Origin of the sequence: Streptomyces sp. 3211.6, assembly GCF_003634815.1 — a bacterium.
GTDB lineage: Bacteria > Actinomycetota > Actinomycetes > Streptomycetales > Streptomycetaceae > Streptomyces > Streptomyces katrae_A.
Genome location: NZ_RBXC01000001.1, coordinates 6,693,577 through 6,719,589, shown reverse-complemented (window position 1 = coordinate 6,719,589; position 26,013 = coordinate 6,693,577). Strand labels below are relative to the sequence as shown.

General features: G+C 73.4%; 20 protein-coding genes. 9 read left to right on the top strand and 11 right to left on the bottom strand.

All coding sequences use genetic code 11. The features are described 5' to 3' along the window. Position 1 precedes the first annotated feature (1 nt). The 3 genes from BX286_RS30875 to BX286_RS30865 all read right to left on the bottom strand — a co-directional run bounded on the left by BX286_RS30875 (position 2) and on the right by BX286_RS30865 (position 3,091). Positions 2-1,111, bottom strand: a complete 1,110-nt coding sequence (locus BX286_RS30875; protein ID WP_079430767.1) for a terpene synthase family protein — start codon at positions 1,109-1,111, stop codon at positions 2-4. Between the two features lie 2 nt (positions 1,112-1,113). Next, on the bottom strand, positions 1,114-2,028 hold the full coding sequence (locus BX286_RS30870) for a cyclopropane-fatty-acyl-phospholipid synthase family protein (protein WP_079430766.1): 915 nt from the start codon (positions 2,026-2,028) through the stop codon (positions 1,114-1,116). A 154-nt stretch (positions 2,029-2,182) separates the two neighbouring features. Continuing rightward, positions 2,183-3,091 carry an MBL fold metallo-hydrolase gene (locus BX286_RS30865; RefSeq protein ID WP_187344221.1) on the bottom strand — a complete coding sequence of 303 codons (909 nt, stop codon included), beginning with the start codon at positions 3,089-3,091 and terminating at the stop codon, positions 2,183-2,185. 104 nt (positions 3,092-3,195) lie between these two features. Here BX286_RS30865 and BX286_RS30860 point away from each other — a divergent pair, with 104 nt between their 5' ends. From BX286_RS30860 to BX286_RS30845, 4 genes are all read left to right on the top strand, one after another. Beyond that, positions 3,196-4,113 (top strand): AraC family transcriptional regulator, encoded by a 918-nt coding sequence (locus BX286_RS30860; protein ID WP_079432083.1) that lies wholly within the window; start codon positions 3,196-3,198, stop codon positions 4,111-4,113. Positions 4,114-4,200: 87 nt separating this feature from the next. Then, the gene (locus BX286_RS30855) at positions 4,201-5,559 is read left to right on the top strand and encodes a radical SAM protein (protein ID WP_079430764.1); all 1,359 of its coding nucleotides are present in this window, start codon (positions 4,201-4,203) and stop codon (positions 5,557-5,559) included. Between the two features lie 275 nt (positions 5,560-5,834). Further along, positions 5,835-6,557, top strand: coding sequence for a DUF4142 domain-containing protein (locus tag BX286_RS30850; protein WP_398898838.1), 723 nt, complete (start codon positions 5,835-5,837; stop codon positions 6,555-6,557). A 4-nt stretch (positions 6,558-6,561) separates the two neighbouring features. After that, positions 6,562-7,926, top strand: coding sequence for a DUF1996 domain-containing protein (locus BX286_RS30845; protein ID WP_100862375.1), 1,365 nt, complete (start codon positions 6,562-6,564; stop codon positions 7,924-7,926). Positions 7,927-8,007: 81 nt separating this feature from the next. Here BX286_RS30845 and BX286_RS30840 read toward each other — a convergent pair whose 3' ends face one another. Further along, positions 8,008-9,222, bottom strand: coding sequence for a CdaR family transcriptional regulator (locus BX286_RS30840; protein ID WP_261993555.1), 1,215 nt, complete (start codon positions 9,220-9,222; stop codon positions 8,008-8,010). A gap of 513 nt (positions 9,223-9,735) precedes the next feature. Between BX286_RS30840 and BX286_RS36795 the strand changes: the two genes are divergently transcribed. The 5 genes from BX286_RS36795 (at position 9,736) to BX286_RS30815 (ending at position 15,683) form a co-directional block, all read left to right on the top strand. Continuing rightward, positions 9,736-10,752, top strand: coding sequence for a hypothetical protein (locus tag BX286_RS36795; protein WP_187344220.1), 1,017 nt, complete (start codon positions 9,736-9,738; stop codon positions 10,750-10,752). After that, positions 10,749-12,212, top strand: coding sequence for an NADH-quinone oxidoreductase subunit NuoF family protein (locus BX286_RS30830; protein WP_121016958.1), 1,464 nt, complete (start codon positions 10,749-10,751; stop codon positions 12,210-12,212). The genes BX286_RS36795 and BX286_RS30830 overlap by 4 nt, the downstream gene beginning before the upstream one ends. Positions 12,213-12,361: 149 nt before the next feature. After that, positions 12,362-13,411: an SCO0930 family lipoprotein gene (locus BX286_RS30825; RefSeq protein WP_237293171.1), complete on the top strand. Its 1,050-nt coding sequence runs from the start codon at positions 12,362-12,364 to the stop codon at positions 13,409-13,411. 92 nt (positions 13,412-13,503) lie between these two features. Further along, on the top strand, positions 13,504-13,956 hold the full coding sequence (locus tag BX286_RS30820; protein WP_079430758.1) for a hypothetical protein: 453 nt from the start codon (positions 13,504-13,506) through the stop codon (positions 13,954-13,956). A gap of 161 nt (positions 13,957-14,117) precedes the next feature. After that, the gene (locus BX286_RS30815; RefSeq protein ID WP_121017777.1) at positions 14,118-15,683 is read left to right on the top strand and encodes an alpha/beta hydrolase; all 1,566 of its coding nucleotides are present in this window, start codon (positions 14,118-14,120) and stop codon (positions 15,681-15,683) included. A gap of 21 nt (positions 15,684-15,704) precedes the next feature. Here BX286_RS30815 and BX286_RS30810 read toward each other — a convergent pair whose 3' ends face one another. The 7 genes from BX286_RS30810 to BX286_RS30780 all read right to left on the bottom strand — a co-directional run bounded on the left by BX286_RS30810 (position 15,705) and on the right by BX286_RS30780 (position 25,866). Further along, on the bottom strand, positions 15,705-17,027 hold the full coding sequence (locus BX286_RS30810; RefSeq protein ID WP_121016957.1) for an MFS transporter: 1,323 nt from the start codon (positions 17,025-17,027) through the stop codon (positions 15,705-15,707). 4 nt (positions 17,028-17,031) lie between these two features. Beyond that, positions 17,032-17,445: a PaaI family thioesterase gene (locus BX286_RS30805; RefSeq protein WP_100864032.1), complete on the bottom strand. Its 414-nt coding sequence runs from the start codon at positions 17,443-17,445 to the stop codon at positions 17,032-17,034. A 55-nt stretch (positions 17,446-17,500) separates the two neighbouring features. Continuing rightward, entirely contained in the window at positions 17,501-19,516 is a 2,016-nt protein-coding gene (locus tag BX286_RS30800) for an NADPH-dependent 2,4-dienoyl-CoA reductase (RefSeq protein ID WP_079430757.1), read from the bottom strand. A gap of 184 nt (positions 19,517-19,700) precedes the next feature. Continuing rightward, positions 19,701-22,724, bottom strand: a complete 3,024-nt coding sequence (locus tag BX286_RS30795) for a glycoside hydrolase family 38 C-terminal domain-containing protein (protein WP_121016955.1) — start codon at positions 22,722-22,724, stop codon at positions 19,701-19,703. A gap of 54 nt (positions 22,725-22,778) precedes the next feature. Beyond that, the gene (locus tag BX286_RS30790) at positions 22,779-23,636 is read right to left on the bottom strand and encodes a carbohydrate ABC transporter permease (protein WP_079430755.1); all 858 of its coding nucleotides are present in this window, start codon (positions 23,634-23,636) and stop codon (positions 22,779-22,781) included. Continuing rightward, complete coding sequence (locus tag BX286_RS30785; protein ID WP_237293170.1) at positions 23,633-24,535, bottom strand: carbohydrate ABC transporter permease; 903 nt, start codon at positions 24,533-24,535, stop codon at positions 23,633-23,635. Before BX286_RS30785 ends, BX286_RS30790 begins: the two co-directional genes overlap by 4 nt. Next, a complete protein-coding gene (locus BX286_RS30780; protein ID WP_079430754.1) occupies positions 24,532-25,866 on the bottom strand; it encodes a sugar ABC transporter substrate-binding protein in 1,335 nt (444 codons plus the stop codon). Before BX286_RS30780 ends, BX286_RS30785 begins: the two co-directional genes overlap by 4 nt. Positions 25,867-26,013: the final 147 nt, after the last annotated feature.

Here is a 26,013-nt window from a genome sequence, read left to right as displayed (position 1 = left end):
GTCAGCCGTCGAGCTGCTGCCACCACCACGCGAGAGCGGGGAAGGGCAGCGGCTCGGCGCTGGGGTCACAGGGCGCGTCCGCGTACGTGATGTCGTACGCGGCGCCGTCCACGGGCAGGGCGTTGCGGTTGCGCGGGCTGGCGTAGCGGGGTGCCCGGCTCTGGTAGGCGATGTTGCCCGCGATCCAGTGCTCCACGGAGACGAGGTAGCGCCCGAGCTCCTCGTCGGCGTGCCCGGCCAGCCGTTCGCGCAGCCCGACGAAGAGGCTCATCGTCCGGTCCCGCAGGGCGAACGCCGCGGGCAGCGCCTCGGCGGGGGTACAGCCGTGCTGCTGGGCCAGCACGTTGACCACGTTCTGCTCCCACGGCACGTGGTGGTCTTCCTTGTTGTACGAGAAGACGTCGTTGTCGCAGCTGACGACGAACCCCGCGGCCTCGGTCAGCGCCTGGACGGGGGCGGAGTACATCACGTCGGCCGGTACGTCGATCCCGTTCGCCACGTCACACCAGGAGAGCAGGAACCGGGTGCCGCTGCTGCAGATCCGTGCGGCGGTGAACTCCTCCAGGGACGGCATGACGCCGCGTTCGGCGTTGGCCGTCTGCCAGGTCGCGCCGGACATCCATTCGCGGATGCCGTGGGTGAAGCGGCGCAGCTGGCCCGGCCTGAGGAGGGCACGGGTACGGGCCGCAAGGTCCTCCAGGGCCGCGGTGTGCGGTCCCGGCGGCAGCAGGCCCGAGCCGGGCGCCTCGACGGTGCGGGCCAGCCGGGCACCCTGTTCCGCCACCGCCGTGGCGCCGGCCGTGGCGGAACCCGAGTCGTGCCAGTCGTCGGCCGCGAACGCCCAGTAGAGCCATTCGGCGTACAGGACCATCGCCTCGACGTCGCCGGACGGGATCGTGCGGCCCGCGAGTTCGGCCGAGCGCGTGGCCAGGCCCCAGGCGCGCTCGGTGGCGTCGGGGTAGACGCCGAAGGCGTCGATCCACTCGACGCAGCGCTCCTCGATCGCGGCCGTCTTCGGGTGGATCAGCTCCCGCTCGAAGGGGCAGTAGAACGGTGGGAGTTCCCAGCCGATCCGGGAGGGCCGGTCCAGCTCGGCGTGGACGGGTGCCACGGTCAGTTCCCCCCGCCCAGACGGAACAGCAGCAGCCGGGTCTCCATCGCGTGGTCGCGCCAGATCCGGAAGAGCTTGCCGTGGGTGATCGTGGACTCCAGGAGCCGCTCCCGCGTCCAGGCGGAGGGCCGGCCGGCGGCTTCGATCCGGTCCAGTTCGGCGGTGTTCCAGGCCATCGACTGGACCCAGAACTCGGCGACCCGGTCGGTCACGTCCTCGCACTGCTCCAGCTCGAAGCCGGCGGCCGCGGCGGCGGTGATGTACTCGGTGAGCGTGCCGAGGCGGGTCTTGTAGTAGCCGTCGATGAAGTCGGTCCACTCGGGCCGGCAGATGAAGTGCTCCTGGATGCCGAACCAGCCGCCCGGCTTCAGCGCTCGGGCCACGACCTGGAAGAGCCGCTCGCGGTCCATGTAGCCGGAGCTCTCGTTGGCGTAGGCGGCGTCGTACTCGCGGCTCGGGACGAAGTCGTGGACGTCCGCGAGGAGCGGGGCGACCCGGTCGGCCACCCCGCCCTGACGGGCGAACTCCGCGATGATCGGCACGTGTTCGGGGGTCACGGTGAGTCCGGTGACCTGCGAACCGTGCTGCTGCGCCCAGTAGAGGGACCCGCCCCCCACTCCGCAGCCGATGTCGAGGAGGCTGGCGGGCGGGCTGGCATAGGCACCCCAGGTCCGGGCGGCGTGGTCGACTATCGCCTCCTGGGATTCCACGATGCGGCTCTTGAGGACCCGCTGCGGGACCGTGGTGTTCGGCGCCGCACCCGGGTCGAAGATACCCATGTGGAAGTGGACCCGGGGCCCGGGCCCGTATTTGTGCAGGATGTCTGCCGTCTTGCGGCTGTAGTAAAGCGGGATTTGGGTCTCGTCGAATGCCCGGTGTCTTCCGGCGGGGGTGTGCATGACGAGGTTGCTGTCCATCTGTTCTCCGGTCCTGCTCTGGCGTGGGGAGATGGTCGGCCACCCCACGGGGTCCTGAGTGATCGACAGGGGGTTTTGATCACACAGGACTTGAGCATAGCCACATCAGAAACAGGCATATTCGGAACAGAGTTGAACCAATGGGCCAGGGTGGTCAGATGCCGGACGCCCACGCCCCGATAACGAACCGGCCTTTTTCCTCGCGGACTTCAAAAGCACCCGTCCCCCCGAAGTGGGCGGGAACCACCAGCTCCCCGAGCTCCGCCGCCCGCGCCAGGGTCCGGCGGCGGGTGTCCGCCGCCTGGGCGGCGTCCATGCAGAAGCAGCTGTTGCAGGAGGGCCGCAGGACCTGCACCGGGCTGTGCAGCATGTCCCCGACGAAGACCGCCCGGTCGGTTCCGGAGGCCAGGCGCAGCACCGACGAGCCGGGGGTGTGGCCGGGGGCCGCCTCCAGGGTGAGGTGGCCGTCGATGCGGTGGGAGCCCTCCCAGAGGATTGCCTGCCCCGTCCGGTGCACGGGGGCGACGCTGTCCTCGTAGACCAGCCGGTCGACCTCCCGCACGCCCCCGCCGTATCCGCCGCGCGGCCCGAAGTACGCGTCGTCGGCAGCCGGAATGAGGTACTGGGCGTTGGGAAAGGCCGGGACCCACTCCCCGCCGGCGTCCAGGGTGTTCCAGCCGACGTGGTCGGCGTGCAGGTGGGTGTTGACGACGACGTCCACCTCCTCGGGACGGACCCCGGCCGCCTCGAGGTCCGCCATGAAGGTGCCCTGCCGCCGGTGGAAGAGGGGCGAGCCGGGGCGCTCGCGCCCGTTGCCCACCCCGGTGTCCACCAGGACGGTGCGGCCGCCGCTGCGCAGCACCCAGGTCTGCAGGGCGAGCACGGCCAGGTCGGCGTCGGGCTGCCAGTGGTCCGGTGCCAGCCAGTCCCCGTTCTCCTTCCACACGTCGGTGCCGGAGTCCGGGACGAGGTCCCGGGCGGCCGCGAAGGGGGCCCGCGCCTCGACGACGCGGGTGATCTCGACGTCCCCCAGGAGGAGGGTCTGCGTGTTCTCGTTGGTCATGTACACCACCCTAGGAAGCGGGAGTGAGCCGCCCAATGCGCGTTCTGCTCAAGCGGATACGCGTCCCGCTCACGGGCGTCCGGCGTCGGCGGTACCCTGCGCGCATGGACGTGGTGAGCGACGCGATCTCCGCCGTCCGCCTGGGGCGGCCCTCCTCGGACCGGGTGCGGGTCGGCGGTACGTGGCGCGTACGGCTGGACCCGTACGAGGGGGCGGGCTTCCACGTCGTCCTGACGGGCAGCTGCTGGCTGCTGGCCGACGGCGGCGAGCCGGTGCCCCTGGCCGCGGGGGACGCGGTACTGCTGCCGCACGGGGCGGGCCACGTGCTCGCCGACTCCCCCGTCGACGCGGCGGCCGCGGCGCGGGCCCTGCCGCTGGAGCGGTACCGCGAGGCGCGGGGCGCCCGCTCCCCGCAGCCGGGCGGCGCGGCGGTGGAGATGCTGTGCGGCAAGTATCGGCTCGACCGCAGCCGGGTGCACCCGCTGCTGGCGGAACTGCCCGGCGTGGTGCGCCTGTCGGCTGGCGCACACACCGAACTCCAGTCGGCCATCACCCTGTTGGGCGTGGAGGTGGACGAACGGCAGCCGGGCTCCTCGATCGCCCTGCCGAGCCTGCTGGACCTGCTCCTGGTGTACATGGTCCGCGCCTCGGTGGCCGGGGCGGCGCCGGGGTCCTGGTCGGCCGCCCTCGGCGACCCGGTGACGGCCGCCGCCCTCCAGGCGATCCACGCCGATCCGGCCGCCCCCTGGAGCGCCGACCGCCTGGCCGCCGAGGCGGGCGTCTCCCGGCCGACCCTGGTGCGCCGGTTCACCCCGCTGGTGGGCCGTCCCCCGATGGCGTACCTGACCTGGTGGCGGCTGACGCTGGCCGCCACCCGCCTGCGCGACACTCCGGACTCGCTGGCCGCCATCGCGGCCCGGGTCGGCTACGGCAGTCCGTACGCCCTGTCCCACGCCTTCGTGCGGGAGTTCGGCACCACGCCGGGCCGCTACCGGACCACGATCACCGCCACCCCGGGCTGAACCTGTTCAAACGAGCGGATACCGTGGGTCCCCTGGATGTGCCCGGAGTGCGCAGCCCCCGGGCATCCGTCTGTCCGAGGAGTTCGCATGGCAAGCCAGACCCGTACCGCGCTGGTCGAGGACCTGATGGAGCGCTTCCCCCACGTGCCCCGGGAGGCCGTGATCAAGGAGGACCTGCTGCGGGGCGGCATGGCCTTCCACGAGTCCGCGCTCAGCGGCGGCGGCGCCGACGGGCCGGGCGGCGGGGACGTCAAGCCGAAGTCCTACTTCATCTTCTCCTTCGACCACCGCACCCTGCCGGAGCTGGGCGCCGCCGCGCTCAACCGCCCGCCGGAGGAGATCGTGCTCACCGGCGGCCCGTACGGGCTGCGCCGCACCGTGGTGTCGGTACGGGTCAACCCGGACTCCCCGTACGTGGTGCGCGGCGGCGAGGACGGCACGCTGGGCCTGTACCTGGACGGGGCGCGGATCTCCGACGTGGGGCTGCCGCCGATGCCGGAGTACTACCGGCACAAGCTCTCGAACGGCAAGTCGGTGATGGAGGTCGCGCCGACCATCCAGTGGGGCTACCTGATCTACCTGACCGTCTTCCGGGTGTGCCAGTACTTCGGCGCCAAGGAGGAGTGCCAGTTCTGCGACATCAACCACAACTGGCGCCAGCACAAGGCGGCGGGCCGCCCGTACACCGGGGTGAAGCCGGTGGAAGAGGTGCTGGAGGCCCTGGAGATCATCGACCGGTACGACACGGCCGGGACCTCGCGCGCCTACACCCTCACCGGCGGCTCCATCACCTCGCAGGTCGGCGGCCGGGACGAGGCCGACTTCTACGGCCACTACGCACAGGCCATCGAGGAGCGCTTCCCCGGCCGCTGGATCGGCAAGGTCGTCGCCCAGGCCCTGCCGCGCGACGCGGTCCAGCGCTTCCACGACCACGGCATCCGGATCTACCACCCCAACTTCGAGGTGTGGGACCGCCGGCTGTTCCAGCTCCACTGCCCGGGCAAGGAGCGGTACGTGGGCCGTGACGAGTGGCACCGCAGGATCCTGGACTCCACCGAGGTGTTCGGCCCGCGCCACGTGATCCCCAACTTCGTGGCGGGCATCGAGATGGCCGAGCCCTTCGGGTTCACCAAGGTGGGCGAGGCCATCGACTCGACCGCCGAGGGCCTGCGCTTCTTCATGTCGCACGGCGTCGTGCCGCGCTTCACCACCTGGTGCCCGGAGCCGACGACCCCGCTGGGCAAGGCCAACCCGCTCGGCGCCCCGCTGGAGTACCACATCCGGCTGCTGGAGACCTACCGGGCGACGCTGGAGGAGTTCGGCCTGAGCTCCCCGCCCGGGTACGGGCCGGCCGGTCCGGGGCGCGCGGTGTTCTCCGTCAGCTCGTTCATGGACAGCCTGGAAGGGCTGGAGGAGCCCGGGGACGGCGCGCCCGCCGCCTCCTGACCTCCCGCTCCGCTCCTCTTCGTCCCTCCACCGCCCCAGGGGCCCGGTCCGCAGCACGGACCGGGCCCCTTCGCCGTGCGGCGGGGGACTCGGGTCCGCTTCCGGGACGCGGGCAAGGTAGCAGCCTTCTGCGGGGCCGCGCCGATGTTTGTCCGATGGTGAGGGTCCTCCCCGGCGACGGCGCGGCGGGCACTAGCGTCCCGTGCCACCCCCAGCCCACCGAGCGAGGAGGCAGCGTGCTGTCATTGCGGCGGCGATCCACCGGCGGCCTGTCCGTGGCCACGAGACACACGATCGGGAGCGGCCTGGTCATCACCGCGCTGGTGGCCACGCTGGTCGCGCTGCTGGTCCCGGTGTCGAAGTTCGGCGACCGGGCCGCCGCGGCGCCCGCGGGGGCCTCGGGCCTGCCCGCCGGGGTCCAGGACGACGGCGCCGGGACCATGAGCACGGCGTACGGGCCGCTCAGCCCCGTGGACCGGGACTTCGTGCGCAAGGTGCGGCTCGCCGGCCTGTGGGAGCTGCCCGCCGGGCGGCAGGCCCAGCAGCGCGGCACCCGCCCGGCGGTCCGCACCGCCGGAGCGCACCTGGTGGAGGGCCACACCGAGCTGGACCGGCAGGTGATCCAGGTCGGCCAGGCCCTCGGCGTGGACCTGCCCGACCGGCCCTCCGCGCAGCAGCAGGGCTGGCTGGACCAGCTGACGGCCGCTCAGGGTCCGGAGTACGAGCGCCTGTTCGTCCAGCTGCTGCGCCGGGCGCACGGGAAGGTGTTCGCCCTGCTGGCGCAGGTACGGGCGCAGACCCGCAACTCCATGGTGCGCGCCCTCGCGACCTCGGCCAACACCACCGTCCTGGACCACATCACGGTGCTGGAGGAGACCGGGCTCGTCGACTTCGACTCCCTCTCCGACGCGGCCCCCGCGCCCTCCTCGCCCGGTCCGGCACGCCCCCAGGGGGCCTCGGCCCCTCCGATGTCCGACCGACGATACGAAGTGAAGTGATCGCATGAGTCAACAGGGCCACAGGCGCCCCCGGTTGTCGAAGAAGCTCCTGGCCGTGGTCAGCGCCCTGGTGCTGGGCGGCGGCGGGGTGGCGATCGTCGCCGGGAACGCGAACGCCGGCCAGGACGCCTCCCGCACCGGACAGGTGACGGCCACGATCGACTGCCCGGACGTGGGTGACAAGCTCACGGCCGTCCCCGACGGCGCCAGGGCGGAGGTGGACGAGAACCTGGCCCGGCTGGACGTCCAGGTGGCCGACGCCTACCGGCAGCTCGCCGGGGGACAGGTCAAGGGCAAGGCGCAGCAGGACGCGCTGCTGGGCCGGCTGCGCGACCAGCGCGGGACGGCCATCTCCCGGATGTCCGACGCGATAGGCCGCTCGGGAAGCCGCCCGGAGGGGCTGGGAGCGCTGAGCGGGTGCTCGATGAAGGAGGCTCCGGCGCAGGACGACGCGGCCGCCGACGGGGCCCGGAGCATCGGGCAGAAGGCCGGTCCGGCGAAGAGCGACTTCGTGGACATCACCAGGGTCCGGCCCAACGCGAAGGCCCCGTCGCCCTCGGCCGCCGCCTCGAAGGGCACCTTCACCTCGGAGTGCGGGCGCAACGAGAACGGGCACTTCAACCCGGACAACGTGATCGTCGCGCCGGGCGTCTCCAACGGTGCGCACCACATGCACGACTACGTGGGCAACAAGACGACCAGTGCCTTCTCCACCAACAACAGCCTGGCCGCTTCGGGTACCACCTGCGCCAACGGCGACCAGTCCACCTACTACTGGCCGGTGCTGCGGCTGCGCGACGGCAGGGCCGAGCGCGACGCGAAGGCCCCGGGCGGCGGGCAGGACGCCAACGTGGGGACGATCCTGCGGCCCAAGCAGGCGAGCATCAGCTTCAAGGGCAGCCCGGCCGGCCCGGTGAAGGCTATGCCCCGGTTCCTGCGGATCATCACGGGCGACGCGAAGGCCTTCAGCAACGGCACCGCCAATGCCAACGCCTCCTGGAGCTGCACCGGCTTCGAGGACCGGCAGCTGAAGGACAAGTACCCGGTCTGCCCCAAGGGCAGTGACGTGGTGCGCACCTTCACCTTCCAGAGCTGCTGGGACGGCCGCAACACCGACAGTGCCAACCACCGGACGCACGTGGACTTCCCCGACCGGAGCGGGCGCTGCAAGAAGGGCTTCACCGCCATCCCGCAGCTGGTGGAGCGGGTCACGTACGGGGTGGCGCCCGGGGCGCGGTTCGCGGTGGACAGCTTCCCCGAGCAGCTGCACAAGCCGGTGACCGACCACGGCGACTTCATCAACGTGATGTCGGACGGTCTGATGGCCCGGGCGGTGGGCTGCATCAACGGCGGGCGGTCCTGCCGCTGACCCGCCCGGAACGCGTGTGCGGCCGGCCCGGAGCCCCTCGGCTCCGGGCCGGCCGCTTGGCGCGGGCCGTGCGGCCCGCGGTCACAGGCCGTTGACGCGGGCCATCCGTCCGACGACCAGGGGCGGGAACTCGGCGCCGACCACGCGGGCGGCGCGGCGGGCCACCCGGGAGTGCTGGCGGCGCACCTGCGCCATCAGGCGGCGGCTGCGCAGGGCCATCTCCAGTTCGAAGCGGGTGCGGGGGTCGCGCAGTCCGGGGCCGAAGAGCTTCTCCAGCTGGCGCATCCGGTAACGGACGGTCTGCGGGTGCACGTTGAGGGCCTTGGCGGCCTCGGGGGCGCCGCCGCCCTCCAGCCAGGCGAGCAGGGTCACCTCCAGGCGTTCGCTCTGGCGCGGGGTGAGGTCGGCCAGCGGGCGCAGCCAGCGGGCGGCCAGGGCGTGGGCCAGGGGCTCGTCCTGGAGGAGCAGGAGGGTGGAGAGGTGGTCGTCCACGAAGACGGCCCGGGCGTCGAGGCCGCCGCGGGCGGGGGTGAGGGTGAGCAGGCGCAGGGCCCAGCGCAGGGAGGAGGCGGTGTCGCGCAGGGGTACGGCGTGTCCGACGGCGGCGACCCGGCCGCGCAGCGGGGGTTCGAGGGCCGCGCGGGCGTCGGCGTCGGGGCTCGGGAGCAGCAGGCAGGGGCGGCCGGCGAACATGCCGGCGAGGGCGTCGTCGAGGACGGCCGCCAGTTGCTGGGCCTCGCCGGGGGTGGCGAGCGCGATGGCCCGGACGGCGGCGGGCAGCGGCCAGCCGGCCGCCCGGGCGAGGTCGTCGAGGGAGTCCTGGGAGGCGGCCCGGTCGTCGGTGAGGGCCTTGAAGAGTTCCTGGCGCAGCCGGTCGGGAGCGGCGGTGGGGGTCTCGTGCCGGATCCCGTGGCCATGGCCGTTGCCGTGGTCGTGGCCGGCCCCGCGCACCGTTTCGGGGGCGCCCCCGCGGGGGTCCTCCCGGCGGCCGTCGTGCCGGACCTCGTGTCCGGCGTCGTCCCCGGCCGGGTCGTGGGCGGTCTCGTCGCGGGCCGGTTCGTCCCGGGCGGGTTCGTCGCGGGCCGGTTCGTCGCGGGCCGGTTCGTCGCGGGCCGGTTCGTCGCGGGCCGGTTCGTCGCGGTAGCCGAGGGCGGTGAGGAGGGCCTCTTCCACCCGCTGCCGGATCAGTTCGTCGCCGATGGCGTCATTACCGTCGACAAGTGTGGAGAATCCGGGAATTCCCTGCAGAAGCTCCTCCACTATCTCCGCGGCCAGTGCGGGGAGTTCCCTGCGCACGACACGCGTCCACTCTCCTCGCGGGCGGGACCAGATGCGGTTCAGAAGTTCGCACATCGTTTCCTCGTTCTTGCCGGGGTGAGGCCTGTCCGGTGGAGGAGCGACAAGCCCGTCAGGGTTGTCTGCCTCGCCAACGACCCTGCCTGTCAAGAGAGTTGCAGCCCCCACGCGCCCTTCTGGAGGGATCCGGCCACTTTTGCGCCCTGCGGGTTTGCCTTGTTTTTGCCCCCGGGGACGCATGGATGGCGCGCGACGCGGCGGCCTGTCACGACCTCCACTGGAGGGGAATCTTCCGGCGTTGTTCGATGCGCCGGAGACGCGGTGCGAGAAATTATCACGTTTCGATAAATCCTGTGGAGATGCTGCGCAGCTCCACGATGCTGCTGCACTCCGGCCCCGAGCCCCTTCGGCCGGCGCGGGAATTCCACAGCGCTGCCGGCCGCCACCACCACGATCCCGGGTGCCGAGCGCCAGGTGGACTGTGCTCGGAGCCCCGGTGCACAGGAGAACTGGATGCCCCTGCCCCAGCCGCACATACCCCGCTCCCACCGGTCGCGACGCAGGAGCCGCCACGCGGCGGCGGCTCCGGCCGCGGGACGGCGGGCCGTCCGGCGGCCCCCGCTCCTGCCCGCCTCCGGCCGGCTGCGCCCGAGCGCGCTCTGCGGCGCCGGTGCCGCACTCGTCTCGCTCCTCGTGGCGGTCCGCGCGGGCGCCCTGTCCCGCCTGTGGGAGTTCCTCGACTTCGGCGTGGGCGTGCTCTCGCTCGTCAGCCTCACCGCCACCGTCCTGTGGGGCCTGGCCGCCACCGACCGGGCCGTTCTCGGCTCCGGGCACCGGCTGCTGGCCCAGGGCGTGCACCGCGGGCTGGCCGTGGCCGGACTGGGATTCCTGGCCCTGCACGTCTGGGTCAAGGTGGCCCAGGGGCACACCACCGCGGCGGGCGCGTTCCTGCCGTTCGCCGACGCGGACCGGCCCGTCCTGATCGGCCTCGGGACCCTGGCCGGATATCTCTTCGTCGCCGTCGCGGTCTCCGGAGCCGTGCGTAGTGTGTTCGCGGTCAAGAACCGCTCCGTGTGGTGGCGGGCGCTGCACATCGGCGCCTACCCGGCGTGGGGGGCTTCCCTCGTGCACGGGCTGAAGGCCGGCCGCGCCGCGGACCCCTGGGTGACGGCCTCGTACGCCCTGTGCCTGGCCGGGGTCGCCGCTGTCATCGTGCTGCGCCTGCGCTCCAGGAGACTCGGCGCACCCCCGCGGCCCGCCGCAGCCCCGCAGCCCGGCCCCGCCCCCGCCCCCCCGCAGGGCTCCCGGCCCTCGCGCGGGCGGCCCGGTTTCGTGCAGGACGTCCCCCTCACCGGGATGCCCTCGGTTCCCGGGCAGCGCACCGCCGCCGGTACGTCCGCCGCCGCCCGCCCGGCCGGGCCGCCGCCCGGGCCGGGGGCCCAGCCGTACGCGGCCGCCGCCACGGCCCCGGCGGGCCCGGGCGGCGGCGAGGGCGGCGGGCGGTCCGCCGGCCGAGAGGGGTGGCTGTGAGCGGCCCGGCGGAACGCCCGGGGCTCGGCTGCGTGGGAGCCCCCCGGCTGCTGACCGGGCTGGACCGCACCGGGTGGCTCGACCGCGAGGCCCATCTGGCGGCGCACGGCCCCCTCCCCCGGCTCCACCCCGACGAACTCACCGACCTGGCCTCGGACATCGGCCTGCGGGGCCGCGGCGGCGCGGGGTTCCCCTTCGCCCGCAAGCTCCAGGCCGTCATGCGTTCGGCCCGGGAGAAGCAGTCCGCCACCGCCGTCGTGGTCAACGGCAGCGAGGGCGAGCCGAGTTGCCTCAAGGACACGGCGCTGCTGCTGCACGCCCCGCACCTGGTGCTGGACGGAGCCCTGCTGGCCGCGGCCGCCGTGTCCGCCGAGGAGGTGGTCGTGGCCGTCACCCGGGCGGACGTGGAGCGTTCCGTACGGGACGCCGTCGACGAACGCGGCCCCGGCGGCAGGCGGGTGCGCGTGGCCCGGCTGCCCGAACGCTTCGTCACCGGCGAGGGCACCGCCCTCGTCAACGGGCTCAACGGCGGGCCGGCGCTGCCGTCCGGGCAGCGGGTGCGGACCAGCGAACGGGGCCTGGGCGGGGTTCCGACCCTGCTGTCGAACACCGAGACCTACGCGCAGCTCGCCGTGGCCGCCCGGCTCGGGGCCCCGGCCTACCGCTCGGTCGGCCTGCCCTCCGAGCCGGGGACGGTCCTGCTGACCGTCGCCGGGTCCACGGTCGTGGAGACCCCGTCCGGGACCTCCCTGGCGTACGTCCTGGACCTGTGCGGGAGCGGCGTCGGCCAAGGGGTGCTGGTCGGCGGCTACCACGGCCGCTGGCTGGATCCCGGGGCGGCCCGCTCCGCCGACCTGTCACGGCAGTCCCTGTCCGCCTTCGGCGCGGTGCTGGGCGCCGGGGCGGTGCTGCCGCTGCCGGAGGAGACCTGCCCGGCCGGGGAGGTGGCGGCGGTGACGCGCTGGATGGCCAAGGAGTCCGCGGGCCAGTGCGGGCCCTGCGTACGGGGGCTGCCCGCGCTGGCCGACGTCCTGGAGGACGCCGTACGGGGCGGGGGCCGCGCCGCGCTGGAGGCGGTGGAGGCCCGGCTGAGAGGGGTCCGGCGCCGGGGTGCGTGCAGCCATCCGGACGGCACCTCGTACTTCGTGGCCTCGGCGCTCGCCTCGTTCCCCGAGGAGTTCCGCGACCACGCCCTCGGCAGCGGCTGCGGCCGCCCGGTGACCGGGGCGCTGCCCCTGCCGCCGGACGAGGAGCCGGCCGGGGGCGCGGAGCGGCTGGTCGTGGACTGGACGCTGTGCAAGGGGCACGGGCTGTGCGTGGACGTCCTGCCCGACGTCGTGCGGCTGGACGCGGACGGCTACCCGGCCCAGGCCTCCATGCCGGTCCCGGCGCGGCTGCGGCCCAAGGCACTGCGCGCGGTGCGGCGTTGTCCGGCGCTCGCGCTGCGCTTCCGGGAATGAGCCGCGCACGGTCCCGACGGGTACCCGAGTTCATTCCTGTCGCGATCTGACAAATTCCCGGGGAATACGGCTCCGACCGGCCCGGGCCCCGTATCAATGGGCGAAGGCAGTGAGCCCGCGGGATCGGACCAGAACCTCGAGGAGAGATCGTGAAGACCAGGACAATGCGCCGTGAGATATTCGCCGGGTCGGCGGCGGTCGCGGTACTTCTGCTGACGGCCGGGTGCGGTTCCGGCGGGAATTCCGCCGCGAAGCAGGATTCGGTGAAGCCGGTGGGCGACAGCAAGCAGCTCGACCTCTACGGGTCGGGCTACGGATCCGGTTCGGGCGACGCCCCGGCGGGCGGGGGCGCGAAGAGCGGTCCGGCCGGGCAGCTGAAGGCGCAGGAGGTGGCGGGGGTGGGCTCGGCGGTCACCGACGGGGAGGGCTTCACCCTCTACCGGTTCGACAAGGACACCGCCAAGCCCCCGAAGTCCAACTGCGAGGGCGACTGCGCCCAGGCCTGGCCGGTGGTCCTGGCGGACGACGCACAGGCCGGGGCGGGTGTCGACGCCGCGATGCTGGGTTCGGTCACCCGGGCCGACGGGACGAAGCAGCTGACGCTCGGCGGCTGGCCGGTGTACCGCTACGCGAAGGACACCAAGGCCGGGGACGCGCTCGGCGAGGGCGTCGGCGGCACCTGGCACGCCGTGGGCCCCGACGGGAAGCCGGCCGCCGCAGCCAAGGCCGCCGGCGCGGGAACGGGCTCCGGCTCCGGCTCGGGCTCGGGAATGGCATCGGGAATGGGAATGGGAATGAACATGGGGGCCGGGGCGAATTCCCCGGCGGACGGGAAGAAGGTCTCGCTCTCGGTCCGGCAGAACGCACAACTGGGCGGAATCCTGCAGAACGCGGAGGGCTGGACCCTCTACCGCTTCGACAAGGACAGCGCCTGGCCGATGAAATTCGGCTGCCTCGACGCCTGCCTGGACACCTGGAAGCCGGCCAAACCGGTGGACAAGACGGAGGTCTCCGGAATTCCCTCGGAACTGGTCGGCTCGGTGAAACGGCCGGACGGCTCGGAGCAGCTGACGATCGACTGCTGGCCCGTCTACACCTTCACCGGTGACAAGCAGCCGGGCGACGTCAACGGGCAGGGCAAGCAGGGCCTCTGGTTCGCCGTCACCGACAAGGGCAAGAAGGCGAAGGCCGCCGGCTAGGCCGCCCCGCCCCCACCCCCAGACCCCGTGGTGCCCGGCCCCCCTCCCCGCCGGGCACCACGGCCCTTCCCCGACCAGCCCGTGAGGTTGCCATGCCCCCGTCCGACAAGCGCCGGATCCGCCGCGCGTGCGCGCTGGGCGCCGTCCTGTGCGCCGCACTGGCGGCCGGTGCCTGCGCCACCGCGCCGGCCCGCCCGGGGTCCGCGCACGCGGCCCACGCCGCCCATGCGGCGAGCACCGCCCCCGCCGCCGCGGCGACGGTCGAACAGCTCGCCTCCGCCCTCGGCTGCACCGCCGAACTGGGCATCCAGGCCGATGAGTTGCGCCAGGGCTCCTGCGAGACCGGGCAGGGCGCCTACCGCATGACCACCTTCGCCGCCGCGCAGGGCCTGCGCTCCTGGCTGGCCGAGGCCGAACCCTACGGCGGCGTCTATCTCGTCGGTGACCGCTGGGTGGTCACCGCCCCGACCGAGGACGCCCTGGCAGAGCTGCGCGAGCGATTCGGCGGAAGGGTGGAGAACGGCGCCGCACACACCGGCCACTGAGCCCAACCCCTAAGGGAATGTGGCTCGTTGTCCGAAATCACCTCGTCCGCGAAGAGGACGAGAGCCGTCATGAGGGATGATTCGCCCCGCCGCCCGGTACTCCAAGGTGGGCAGGGAATGGGACCGCCCCTCTCCGAAAGGAACGGCCTTCCGTGCCGCAGATGAAACGCTTCGCACCCCTGCTCGCCGCCGCCGGGCTACTGGCCACCTCCCTGCCCCTCCTGACGGCCACTCAGGCCGCAGCCGACCCCGCCCAGGAGTACGCCCCGCCAAAGCCCGCCTGGCACCGGTGCGCCGCCGAGCAGCCGGCCGCGTACGAATGTGCCACGCTCAAGGTGCCGCTCGACTACCGGCAGCCGCGGGGGCGCACCCTCGACCTCGCGATATCCCGGATGAAGAGCCCGGACCCCGCCAAGCGACGCGGCGTCCTGCTGATGAACCCCGGCGGACCGGGCGGACCGGGGCTCGACCTGCCGCTGATGGCGGACGGGGCGCTGCCCGCCGAGGTCCGCGAGAAGTACGACCTGATCGGCTTCGACCCGCGCGGTGTCGGCGCGAGCAGCCCGGTCAGCTGCGGACTGACCGACGCGGAGCAGCAGTTCCAGCGGGCCTACCGGCCCGAGACCTTCGCCGCGGACGTGGCATGGGCGCGCACGGTCGCGGACAAGTGCCGGGAGAAGGCCGATGCGGTGCTCCCGTACATCACCACGCGCAACACGGCCCGTGACATGGACGCGATCCGCGTGGCCCTGGGCGAACGGAAGATCTCGTACCTGGGCTACTCGTACGGCACCTACCTCGGCGCGGTGTACACCCAGCTGTTCCCGTCCCGGACCGACCGTTTCGTCCTGGACAGCTCGATCGACCCGCAGCGGATCTGGCGCGGCATGATCCAGGTGTGGGCCACGGAGGCCGAGCCGGCGTTCGCGCGCTGGACGCGGTGGACGGCGGAGCGCGACGCCGAGTACCACCTCGGGGCCACCCCCGAGGCGGTGTCGACCGCCTTCTGGAGCCTGGTGGCGCGGGCGGACCGCGACCCGATCGAGCTCGAGGGCCGGAAGCTCACCGGGGACGACATCCGCAGGGCCCGGCCCCTGTTCTTCTCCCCCGCCCAGGCGGCCCCGTTCGTCGGCGCCCTCAAGGCGGCGGCCGAGGGCACGCCGCCGCCCCGTGGCGTGGCCGTGCCGGAGGAGCTGCGCGGGACCCTGCGGGACGCGGCCGAGCCCGCCTCGGACAACGGCATGGCCGTGGCCTTCTCGGTGCTGTGCGGGGACACCGACTCCTGGCCGCGCGACCCGGAGCAGTACCGGCGTGACGCGGAGCGGGACAAGGCCCGTTACCCGCTGTACGGAGACATGGCCTCGAACATCAAGCCGTGCGCGTTCTGGCAGCGGCCGGCCGAGCCGGCCACGCCGATGCGGATCCCGGCGGACGTGCTGCTCGTGCAGAACGAGTGGGACTCGCAGACCCCGCTCGTCAGCGGGCAGGGGATGCACGCCGTCCTGCGGGGTTCGCGGATGGTCACGGCCCTGGGCGGTGAGGGGCACACGGTGTACCTGTCCGAGCCCGGCTCCTGTGTGAACGGCCCGGTGAACACCTATCTGGCCACCGGCCGGCTGCCCGGCCGCGACGTGACCTGCACGACCGTCCCGGCCCCGGCCCAGCGGCGCGAGGCCGTGCCGGGTCAGTCGCCGCTGCCCTTCCCGGCCGGACCCCAGCGGTTCTGAGCCCGCCGCCGGGGGCGCCCGTCACGCCCCCGGCGCCGTCTTCCCGGCCCGCCGGCCCCGGCGGCCGCCCGGGATCCGCGCATCCGCCGCCTGCCCCCGCGGCGCGGGCCCGCGGCGGGCGCCCCGCAGCGGGGTGGCCAGTCCCGCCCCGAGGATCAGCAGGCACAGCACGCCGCCCGCGACGCTGACCGCCGGAACCCCGTACCGGGCGCCCAGTCCCGTCAGGACGGCGGCGCCCACGGGGCCCGCGGCGTTGTGCACCGTCCAGAAGGCGGAGGTGACCCGGCCGAGCAGCTCGTCCGGGGTGACCTCCTGCCGCAGGGTCATCGAGGTGATCCCGCCGAGGGTCATGCCGAACATGAACACGGCGGCCAGCACGGCGATCACGGGCACGCTGCGGCTGAGGCCGATGCCCGCGACCGACACCGCGATCAGCCCGACGGTACCCAGCCAGCACGGCCCGAACCCGAGGACCCGCCGCAGCCGCCCGGCCGCCAGGGCCGCGGCGACGACGCCGAGCCCGCTCAGGGCGATCACGTAGCCGAGGGTGGCGGCGTCCCGCCCGAGGTCCTCCCGGACCCGGTAGACCAGCAGGTCGGTGGTGCCCATGGTGACGAAGGTCAGCAGGGTGAGCAGAACGGTCAGGGGGCGCAGCAGCACGTGCCCCCACAGGAAGCGGAAGCCCACGGTGAAGACCTCGCGCAGCCCTCCGGCCGGGGCGGCGGCCGCCCGTGCCGCGGTCTCGCCGGCGGGCGGCGCGTGGCGTCCGAAGGTCACCCAGCGCAGGCTCACCGCCGAGACCAGGAAGGTCGCCCCGTCGATCCCCAGGGCCCATTCACCACCCGCCCCGGCGGTGATGAACCCCGCGACGACCGGGCCTGCCAGCGTTCCGAGGGCGAAGGTGCCCATGAGCCGGGAGTTGGCGGCGGTGAGCTCCCCGGCGCCCACCAGCTGGGGAACGGCGCTCACGTACGCCACGTCGAACACCGTCTTGAGGGCGGTGACCAGCGCGGTCAGCACGTACAAGGGCCACATCAGCGGCCCGGCCGTCAGCCAGAGCAGGGGCACCGCGCCGAGCAGGACGGCCCGCAGCAGGTCGCAGGCGACCATCAGGCGGCGGCGGTCGCAGCGGTCGGCCACATGGCCGGCGAAGAGCCCGGTGAGGATCCCGCTCACCCCGGTGACGACGGTGATCAGGCCCATCTGGACGAGGGACCCGGTGGCGGCGAGGACCAGCATGGGCAGCGCCACCAGCGAGAGCGAGCCGCCGAGGACGGACAGGGCCTGGCCGAGCCAGAAGACGGTGAAGTCGCGGTTGCGCCAGAGCGAGGCGGGGGCCGGCACCCCGTCAGCCGAGGAGGGCGTACACGGTGGAGGCGGTGGCGGCGGGGTCCTGGGCGCCGTCGGGGGTCAGGGTGGCGTCGGCGAAGGCCATGCGCTTGCCGAGCTTGGTGACCCGGACGGTGATCAGTACGTCGGCGCCGACGACCGGCCGCTGGAAGCTCGTGGACTGCTGGACGGTGGTCATCGGGCCGTAGGCCCCGCGCGCTGCGGAGACCGCGATGACGGTGGCGGTGTCGGCGGCGGCCATCAGGGCCTGGCCGGACAGGCCGCCGCCGTCGCGGGCCAGGGAGTCGGACCAGGGCAGCCGCAGGACGGCGTGCCGCTCCCCGGTCTCCTCGACGGTGAGGCCGAGGGCGAGCACCCAGGGGGCGAAGTGGTCGGCGAGGATCTTGTCGGCGTCTGCGGGTGTCAGCGTCACCCGGAGATTGTGGCGGCCCGGCCGGGCCGCCACAACTCCCTTTGCGCCGACGGGATCAGAGGGCCGCGGCCAGCTCGGTGCCCTGGCGGATGGCGCGCTTGGCGTCGAGTTCGGCGGCCACGTCGGCGCCGCCGATCAGGTGCGCCGCGATGCCCTCGGCGCGCAGCGCCTCGTACAGGTCGCGGCGCGGTTCCTGGCCGGTGCACAGGACGACCGTGTCGGCGGGGACCAGGCGCGGTTCGCCGTCGACGGTGATGTGCAGGCCCTCGTCGTCGATCCGTTCGTAGGTGGCGCCGGCGACGGAGACGACCCCGCGGTGCTTGAGCTCGGCGCGGTGGATCCAGCCGGTGGTGGTGCCGAGGCCGGCGCCGACCTTGGTGGTCTTGCGCTGGAGCAGGGTGACCCGGCGCGGGGTGGCGGGGCGCTCGGGGGCGGTGAGGCCGCCGGGGCCGGCGTAGGCGGTGTCGACGCCCCAGTGCCGGAAGTAGACGGCGGGGTCCTGGGAGGCGCCTTCGCCGCTGTCGGTGAGGAACTCGGCGACGTCGAAGCCGATGCCGCCGGCGCCGACGACGGCGACGCGCTCGCCGACGGGGGCGCCGTCGCGCAGCACGTCGAGGTAGCTGACGACGTTCTCGCGGTCCACGCCCTCGATGGCGGGGGTGCGGGGGGTGACGCCGGTGGCGACGACGACCTCGTCGTAGCCGCGCAGGGCGGCGACGTCGGCGGGGGTGTTCAGGCGGACGTCGACGCCGCGGGCCTCCAGCTGGGTGCCGAAGTAGCGGATGGTCTCCTCGAACTCCTCCTTGCCGGGGATGCGGCGGGCGATGTCGAGCTGGCCGCCGATGTGGCCGGAGGCCTCGAAGAGGGTGACGGCGTGGCCGCGTTCGGCGGCGGAGACGGCGCAGGCGAGTCCGGCGGGGCCGGCGCCGACGACGGCGACCGTCTTCTTCGTCCGGGTCGGGGACAGGACGAGCTCGGTCTCGTGGCAGGCACGCGGGTTGACCAGGCAGCTGGTGATCTTGCCGCTGAAGGTGTGGTCGAGGCAGGCCTGGTTGCACCCGATGCAGGTGTTGACGGTCTCCGGCCGGCCGGCGGCGGCCTTGGCGACGAACTCGGCGTCCGCGAGGAAGGGCCGGGCGAGGGAGACCAGGTCGGCGCGGCCGTCGGCGAGGATCTCCTCGGCCTTCTCGGGGGTGTTGATGCGGTTGCTGGTGACGAGCGGGACCGAGACCGCGCCCATCAGCTTCTGCGTGACCCAGGTGTAGGCGCCGCGCGGGACAGAGGTGGCGATGGTGGGGATGCGGGCCTCGTGCCAGCCGATGCCGGTGTTGATGATGGTCGCGCCCGCGGCCTCGATCTCCTTGGCGAGGTGGACGACCTCGTCGAGGGTGGAGCCGCCGGGGACCAGGTCCAGCATGGACAGGCGGTAGATCAGGATGAAGTCCTCGCCGACGGCGGCGCGGGTGCGGCGGACGATCTCCAGCGGGAAGCGCACGCGGTTCTCGTAGGCGCCGCCCCAGCGGTCGGTGCGCCGGTTGGTGGCGGCGGCGATGAACTCGTTGATCAGGTAGCCCTCGGAGCCCATGATCTCGACGCCGTCGTAGCCGGCGAGCTTGGCGAGGCGGGCGGCGCGGACGAAGTCCTCGACGGTGCGCTCGACCTCGGCGTCGCTGAGCTCGTTGGGGACGAAGGGGCTGATGGGGGCCTGGACCGCGCTGGGGGCGACGAGGTCCTTGTGGTAGGCGTAGCGGCCGAAGTGGAGGATCTGCATCGCGATCTTCCCGCCCTCGGCGTGCACCGCGTCGGTGATCACGCGGTGCTCGGCGGCCTCCTCCTCGGTGGTGAGGCGGGAGCCGCCCTCGAAGGGGCGCCCGGCGTCGTTGGGGGCGATGCCGCCGGTGACGATCAGCCCGGCGCCGCCCTTGGCGCGCTCGGCGTAGAAGGCGGCGAGCCGCTCGAAGCCGCCCTGGTGCTCCTCCAGGCCGGTGTGCATGGAGCCCATGATCACGCGGTTCGGCAGGGTGGTGAAGCCGAGGTCCAGGGGGCTCAGCAGGTGCGGGTACGGGCTCATGGGTGTGTGTCTCCTCGCGCGGTGTCCTGACCCTGTTGTAAGGGAGCGGGAGACGGTTTTGCAACTAGGTGCAAAACAGCTGTGGCGACTCTCACGGCCCGCCCTCCCCTCCGGCCGGCGCCCGGAGGGCCGGCTGGAGGGAGGGCGGCGGGCCGGGGCCGGGCCCGGCCCCGGCCGCGGGCCGTCAGGCGGGGCGGAGGCGGACCGTGACGATCTGGAACGGGCGCAGGTTCAGCGGGACCACCCCCGACGGGGTGGGAGCTCCGACGGCCGTGGGCGGCAGGGGGCGCTCCAGGAGGTCGGTCTCGGTCGCCGCGCCGACGGGGAAGCCCGGGGTGAGGATGGCCCGGGCGCGGCCGCCCCGGGATTCGTAGAGCCGGACGATCACGTCGCCGCCGCGGTCCTCGGCGAGCTTGACCGCCTCCACCACCACCGCGTCGTTGTCGACGGACAGCAGCGGTGCGACCGGGCCCGCGCCGCGCAGGACCCGCTCGGGCAGGTTGAGGGCGTGGCCCTCGCGGACCGCGTCCCCGATGTCCGCGCCCGGCGCGAGGGCGAAGCGCAGGGTGTGGCGGCCCTGGTCGGTCTCCGGGTCGGGGTAGCGCGGCGCGCGCAGCAGGGAGAGGCGGACGGTGGTGGTCTGGCCGCCGTCGGGGCGGACGTCGCGGGTGACGTCGTGGCCGTAGGTGGAGTCGTTGAGCAGGGCCGTGCCCCAGCCGGGCTCCTCCGCGTGGATCCAGCGGTGGGCGCAGATCTCGAACCGGGCGGCCTCCCAGGAGGTGTTGGTGTGCGTGGCGCGCTGGACGTGGCCGAACTGGGTCTCGGAGGAGGTCCGTTCGGCCTTCACGTCCAGGGGGAAGGCGGCCTTGAGGAACTTCTCCGTCTCGTGCCAGTCCACTTCGGTGACCAGGTCCACGGTCTTGGCCCCGGCGCGCAGGGTGATCGTCTGGGTGACGGTGGAGGAGCCGAAGGAGCGGGTGGCGGTGACGGTGCAGGCGCCGGGGCCGTGCTCGGTGACCTCCAGGGCGTCGAGCATGTCGAGGTCGGTGACCTTGTTGCGGTAGAAGGCCTCGACGTCCCAGGCGTCCCACATGTTCGGGAAGTCCGGGTGGATCTGGAGCAGGTTGGCGGCGGCGCCCGGGGCAAGGGCCTCCCGGCCGTGTTCCAGGTCGTACGCGGAGACGATCAGGCCGCGGCCGTCGACCTCCACCAGCAGCCGCCCGTTGGCCAGGACGTGGCCGCCGCCGTGCCGCTCCTCCACGGTGGCGGGCTGCGGGGCCGGGGCGGGGAGGCCCGCGCCGCCGGCCGGGATCCCGCGGCGGGTGTGCGGGGCGCAGTTGAAGACGAGCTCCCGCGTGCCCTCGCCGGCGAGGGCGGTCTGCGCGGCCAGGGTGAGGGCGCTCAGCTCCCGCGCCACGCGGGCGTAGGTCTCACGGGCCTCCCGGTGCACCCAGGCGATGGAGGAGCCGGGGAGGATGTCGTGGAACTGGTGGAGCAGGACGGTCTTCCAGAGCCGTTCCAGGTCCTCGTACGGGTAGGCGAACCCGGGGACCCGCACGGCGGCCGTCGCCGCCCACAGCTCGGCCTCCCGCAGCAGGGACTCGCCCCGGCGGTTGCCCTGCTTGGTGCCGGCCTGGGAGGTGTAGGTGCCGCGGTGCAGTTCCAGGTAGAGCTCGCCGGCCCAGACGGGGGCGTCCGCGTACTCGGCGCGGGCCTTGTCGAAGAAGGCGTCCGGGCGCTCGATCTCCACGCGCGGGGAGCCTTCGAGGTCCCGCTGGCGGCGGGCCCGGGCCAGCTGCTCGCGGGTGGGGCCGCCGCCGCCGTCGCCCCAGCCGAAGGGCACCAGCGAGCGCGAACCACGGCCCTTCTCACGGTAGTTGCGGGCGGCGTGCGCCAGCTGGGCGCCGCCGAGGTCGCTGTTGTAGGTGTCGACGGGCGGGAAGTGGGTGAAGACGCGGGAGCCGTCGATGCCCTCCCACCAGAAGGTGTGGTGGGGGAACCGGTTGGTCTGGGACCAGCAGATCTTCTGGGTGAGGAACCACTGGTTGCCGGCCAGCCGGACGATCTGCGGCAGCGCGGCGGTGTAGCCGAAGGAGTCGGGCAGCCAGACCCCCTTGGTGTCGATGCCGAACTCCTCCAGGAAGAACCTCTTGCCGTAGAGGAACTGGCGGACCATGGCCTCGCCGCCGACCATGTTGGTGTCCGACTCCACCCACATGCCGCCGACGGGGACGAACTGCCCGTCCGCGATCTTCTTCTTGACCCGTTCGAAGAGCTCGGGCCGGTGGGTCTTGATCCAGTCGAGCTGCTGCGCCTGGGACATGGCGAAGACGAACTCGGGGTGCTCGTCCATCAGGGCGACCATGTTGGAGGCGGTCCTGGACACCTTGCGGACCGTCTCGCGCAGCGGCCACAGCCAGGCCGAGTCGATGTGGGCGTGCCCGACGGCGCTGATGCGGTGCGCGGTGGCGTGGGCGGGGGCGGCGAGCACCCCGGCGAGCCGGGCGCGGGCGGCGGCGGCCGTGCCGGGGACGTCGTCGAGGTCGATCTCGTCGAGGGCGGAGGCGACGGCGCGCAGCACCGTGTGGCGGCGGGCGTCGTCCTCGGCGAGCTGGCCCATCAGCCCTTCGAGGACGTCGAGGTCCTGGACGAGTTCCCAGACCTCCGTCTCGAAGAGGGCCAGGTCCATCCGGGCGAGCCGGTACAGGGGCCGGTCGCCGCTGGTGAGCCGGTCCCCCTCGGTGGTGGGGCGGTGTTCGACCAGGACGGGGTTGGCGGCGGCCTCGACGTACCACTCGATCCGCTCCCCGCCGGCCGCCCGGTCGGCGACCCGCACCCAGTCGTTGTACGGGTTGAGGGCCTTGACCTCGGAGCCGTCGGCCCGGTGGACCAGGCCCTCGCACTGGAACCCGGGCATCATCCGGTCGAAGCCGAGGTCGAGGACGGCCTCGACCGTGCGTCCCGCCCAGTCGGCGGGGACGGTGCCGGTGACCCGGAACCAGGTGGTGCCCCAGGCCGGCCCCCAGGCGTCGCCGGGGGCGCACGGCTCGTAACGGGCGGCCAGTGCCTCGGCGACGGGGACGGGCTCCCCGGGGGCGTCCCAGCGTTCGACGGTGAGCGCGAGGGGACGGGAGCGGACGGCGGGCCTGATGCGTTCGCCCAGGACCCGGCGGAGGCGTTGCTCGGTGATGCTGCGGTCGTCGTGCATGACGGCGGCTCCAAGGGGAGGGTCGGTGCGGGGGCACGGCGGGGTCGGAGCGGGTCAGACCTTGACGGCTCCCTCGCCCACACCGCGGAAGAAGAACCGCTGGAGGGCGAGGAAGAGCAGCAGCATCGGCAGCAGGGCGGCCATCGCCCCGGCCGCGATGAGCCGCTGGTCGTTGACGGTGGTGGCGCCGGCCAGGCTCTTCAGGCCGAGCTGGAGGGTGTAGTGCCCGCTGTCGGTCAGGACGATCAGGGGCCACAGGAAGTCGTCCCAGGCCCCCATGAAGCTGGTGATGCACACCACGGCCAGGGCGCCGCGGGCCGAGGGGACGAAGACGCGGGTGAAGCGGGTCCACTCGTCAGCCCCGTCGAGCACCGCGGCCTCCTCCAGTTCCCGGGGGACGGCGAGGAACGCCGCCCGCATGATCATGATGTTGAGGACGGAGACCGCTCCGGGCAGCCACACGCCGACGAGGGTGTCGACCAGGCCCATCCCGCGGACGGTGAGGAACATCGAGATCATCACGGACTCGAACGGGAACATCAGGGTGGCCGTCAGCACGGTGAAGACCGCCCTGCGGCCCTTCCAGCCCTCCCGGGACAGGGCGTAGCCGCCCATCGCGGCGAACAGCAGGTTCGAGGTGACGGCGAGGGCCGCCACGACGAGGGTGTTCGCCGTGTACGGGAGCAGCGGGAAGGACTCGGCGACCCGGACGTAGTTGCCGAGGGTGGGGCGGGCCGGCAGCACCCCCTCGTAGACGTTCTCGCCGCGCCCGCGCAGGGAGGTCAGGAACTGCCAGACGAGGGGACCGGTCGTCACCACCAGGGCCACGCACAGCGTCAGGTAGCGGGCCAGGAGACCGGCCCGGCGCCTGCCCGTGCCCGCACGCCCGTCGGCGGCCCGGGGCGCGCTCACGCCTCGTCCCCCTTCGACAGCCGGCGCCCCAGCAGGCTGAAGGCCAGGGTCAGCAGGAACAGCAGCAGGGAGAGGGCGGAGGCGTAGCCGGTCTCGCCGGCGAAGCCGAGGCCGACCTGCCGGATCAGGAACGGCAGGGTGCGGGCGCCGCCGCCGGGACCGCCGCTCTCCCCGCCCAGGATGTAGATCTCGGTGAACACCCGCAGGGCGGAGATCGCCGACAGCGTCCCGACCAGCAGCATCATCGGTTTGACGGAGGGGACGGTGATGCTGGTGAACCGGCGCAGCGCGCCCGCCCCGTCGAGCGCGGCGGCCTCGTAGAGCGCGCCCGGTACGTTCCCGAGGGCGGCCAGGTAGAACACCATGTAGTAGCCCAGGCCCTTCCAGACCGTGACGATCATCGCGGACAGGAGCAGCAGCGTGCTGTCCGTCAGGAACGGCACGGGCTCCGCGACCACCCGCAGCCGGACCAGGACCGCGTTGACCGCGCCGTCGCTGCGCAGCAGCCACTGCCAGACCAGGCCGACGACCACGGCGGAGGCGATCACCGGGGTGTAGAAGGCGGACCGGAAGAGGCCGATGCCGGGGAGCTCCCGCCGGACCAGGACGGCCAGTCCCAGCGGCAGCACGACCAGGCAGGGCACGACGACCAGCAGGTACAGCACGCTGTTGGCGGCCGCCGCCCAGAAGTCGGGGTCGGCCAGGGCCCGCCGGTAGTTGGCCAGGCCCACGAAGCTCCCGCCCTCCAGCACCCGGGCGTCGGTGAACGACAGCACGACGGTGTTGACGAACGGCCAGAGGCTGAACAGCAGGACGGCGGCCAGGCCGGGTGCGAGGAACAGGTACGGGCTCCACCACCTGCGGTGCGGCAGCCCTCCCCCGCCCTGCGCCGCCGTCACCTGCGGCCCGCCGCCGCCAGCAGCCGGTTGGCCTCCTCCTCGGCCTTGCGCACGGCCGTGCGGGAGTCCTCCTCGCCCTTGATGGCCTTCTGCATCTCGCGCGCCACCGCGTCGCCGACCTGACTGGTCCACTGGACGGGGGTGTTGGCGTCGAGGGCGGCGGTCTTCAGCTGTTCGGCGCCGATCGCGCGGGCCAGCGTCTCGGCGTCCTTGCCGTCGCCGCGGTCGGCGAAGCGCGGGTCCGCCAGGCCCTGGGCGTTGGAGGGGTAGATGGTGGCCCGCCGCGAGAACTCGACCTGGTTGGGGCCGTTGGTGACCCATTTGGCGAACTCGGCCGCCGCGTCCGGGTGGGCGGTGTCCTTGCGGATGCCGAGGGACTGGGCGTAGATGCCGATGTGGCCGAGGGTTCCGGTGACGGCGCCCGCGACCCGGGTCTGGGCGTAGACCTGCGGGGCGTTGGCCTTGATGTCCTTGACGAAGCCGGGCGAGCCGGGGCCGAAGACGAGCCGGCCGCTGCCGTAGAGCTGGTTGATGTCGTCGGCCTTCAGGAGGGACTCCTTGGGCATGGCGCCCTTGGCGTACAGGTCCTTCATCCGGTCGGCCCAGGCGACGGCCTGGTCGGTGGCGAAGGTGAAGCGGTCCCCGGCCTGGTTCAGGAGGGGCACGCCCATCTTCTGCCAGTCCCCGGGCAGCCGTCCCTTGGGGTCGGCCATGAAGGCCGCGTACCGGCCGCCGGAGCGGGCGGCGATCTGGTCGGCGTAGTCGAAGAACTGCTCGACGGTGGTGGGCGGGCGGGCGGGGTCGAGTCCGGATCTGGTGAACAGGTCCTGGTTGTAGGTGAGGATCTCGGGGGTGACGTACCAGGGGTAGGCGTACACCCCGTCGCCCTTGCCGGGGAGTTTGAACTGCTCCCAGGCGCCCGGGACGTACTCCTTGGCCACCCCTGCGTCGAGCGCGGCCACGTCGGCGAGCATGCCGCGGCCGGCGAGGAGCTGGAAGGAGTCGGTGGAGAGGTTGACGACGTCGGGGAGGGCCCCGGCCTGGGCGTCGGCGACGAGCTTCTCGTTGTAGCCGTCGCCGGGCACGTCCTCCCACTTCACCCTGGCGTCGGGGTACTTGCGCTCGAAGGAGTCGATGAGGCCCTGGACGTAGGCGGTGTAGACGGGCTTCAGCTGGAGGGTCCGGAAGGTGATCTCCCCGGCCACCTCGCCGGTCTTGCGCGCCTCGCCCGTCGGGTGTCCGGCGCCGCCGAGACCGCAGGCGGAGAGGGTGAGCAGCCCGGCGGCCACCGCGGTGGCGACGGCCGTGCGGGTCAGGGGGGAACGGGTCATCGTCGCCGCCTTCGTGGGAGTTCCGGCTCCGGCGCCGGAGGGCGGTGCCCCAGGCTGTACGCAAGCGCCGGTCGCGTCAATGCGGCCGTAATCCCGGTGGCCGGGGAACCCGTGTCCGAGGGCGTCGAAAGACACCCGCACCCGGGG

Coding starts and splice junctions, on each gene's coding strand:
- BX286_RS30855 (WP_079430764.1), top strand. CDS start 4,201: ATGGCAAGCCAGACCCGTACCGCGCTGGTCGAGGACCTGATGGAGCGC.
- BX286_RS30815 (WP_121017777.1), top strand. CDS start 14,118: ATGAAACGCTTCGCACCCCTGCTCGCCGCCGCCGGGCTACTGGCCACC.
- BX286_RS30870 (WP_079430766.1), bottom strand. CDS start 2,028: ATGGACAGCAACCTCGTCATGCACACCCCCGCCGGAAGACACCGGGCA.
- BX286_RS30860 (WP_079432083.1), top strand. CDS start 3,196: ATGGACGTGGTGAGCGACGCGATCTCCGCCGTCCGCCTGGGGCGGCCC.
- BX286_RS30780 (WP_079430754.1), bottom strand. CDS start 25,866: ATGACCCGTTCCCCCCTGACCCGCACGGCCGTCGCCACCGCGGTGGCC.
- BX286_RS30845 (WP_100862375.1), top strand. CDS start 6,562: ATGAGTCAACAGGGCCACAGGCGCCCCCGGTTGTCGAAGAAGCTCCTG.
- BX286_RS30865 (WP_187344221.1), bottom strand. CDS start 3,091: ATGACCAACGAGAACACGCAGACCCTCCTCCTGGGGGACGTCGAGATC.
- BX286_RS30795 (WP_121016955.1), bottom strand. CDS start 22,724: ATGCACGACGACCGCAGCATCACCGAGCAACGCCTCCGCCGGGTCCTG.
- BX286_RS30820 (WP_079430758.1), top strand. CDS start 13,504: ATGCCCCCGTCCGACAAGCGCCGGATCCGCCGCGCGTGCGCGCTGGGC.
- BX286_RS36795 (WP_187344220.1), top strand. CDS start 9,736: ATGCCCCTGCCCCAGCCGCACATACCCCGCTCCCACCGGTCGCGACGC.
- BX286_RS30800 (WP_079430757.1), bottom strand. CDS start 19,516: ATGAGCCCGTACCCGCACCTGCTGAGCCCCCTGGACCTCGGCTTCACC.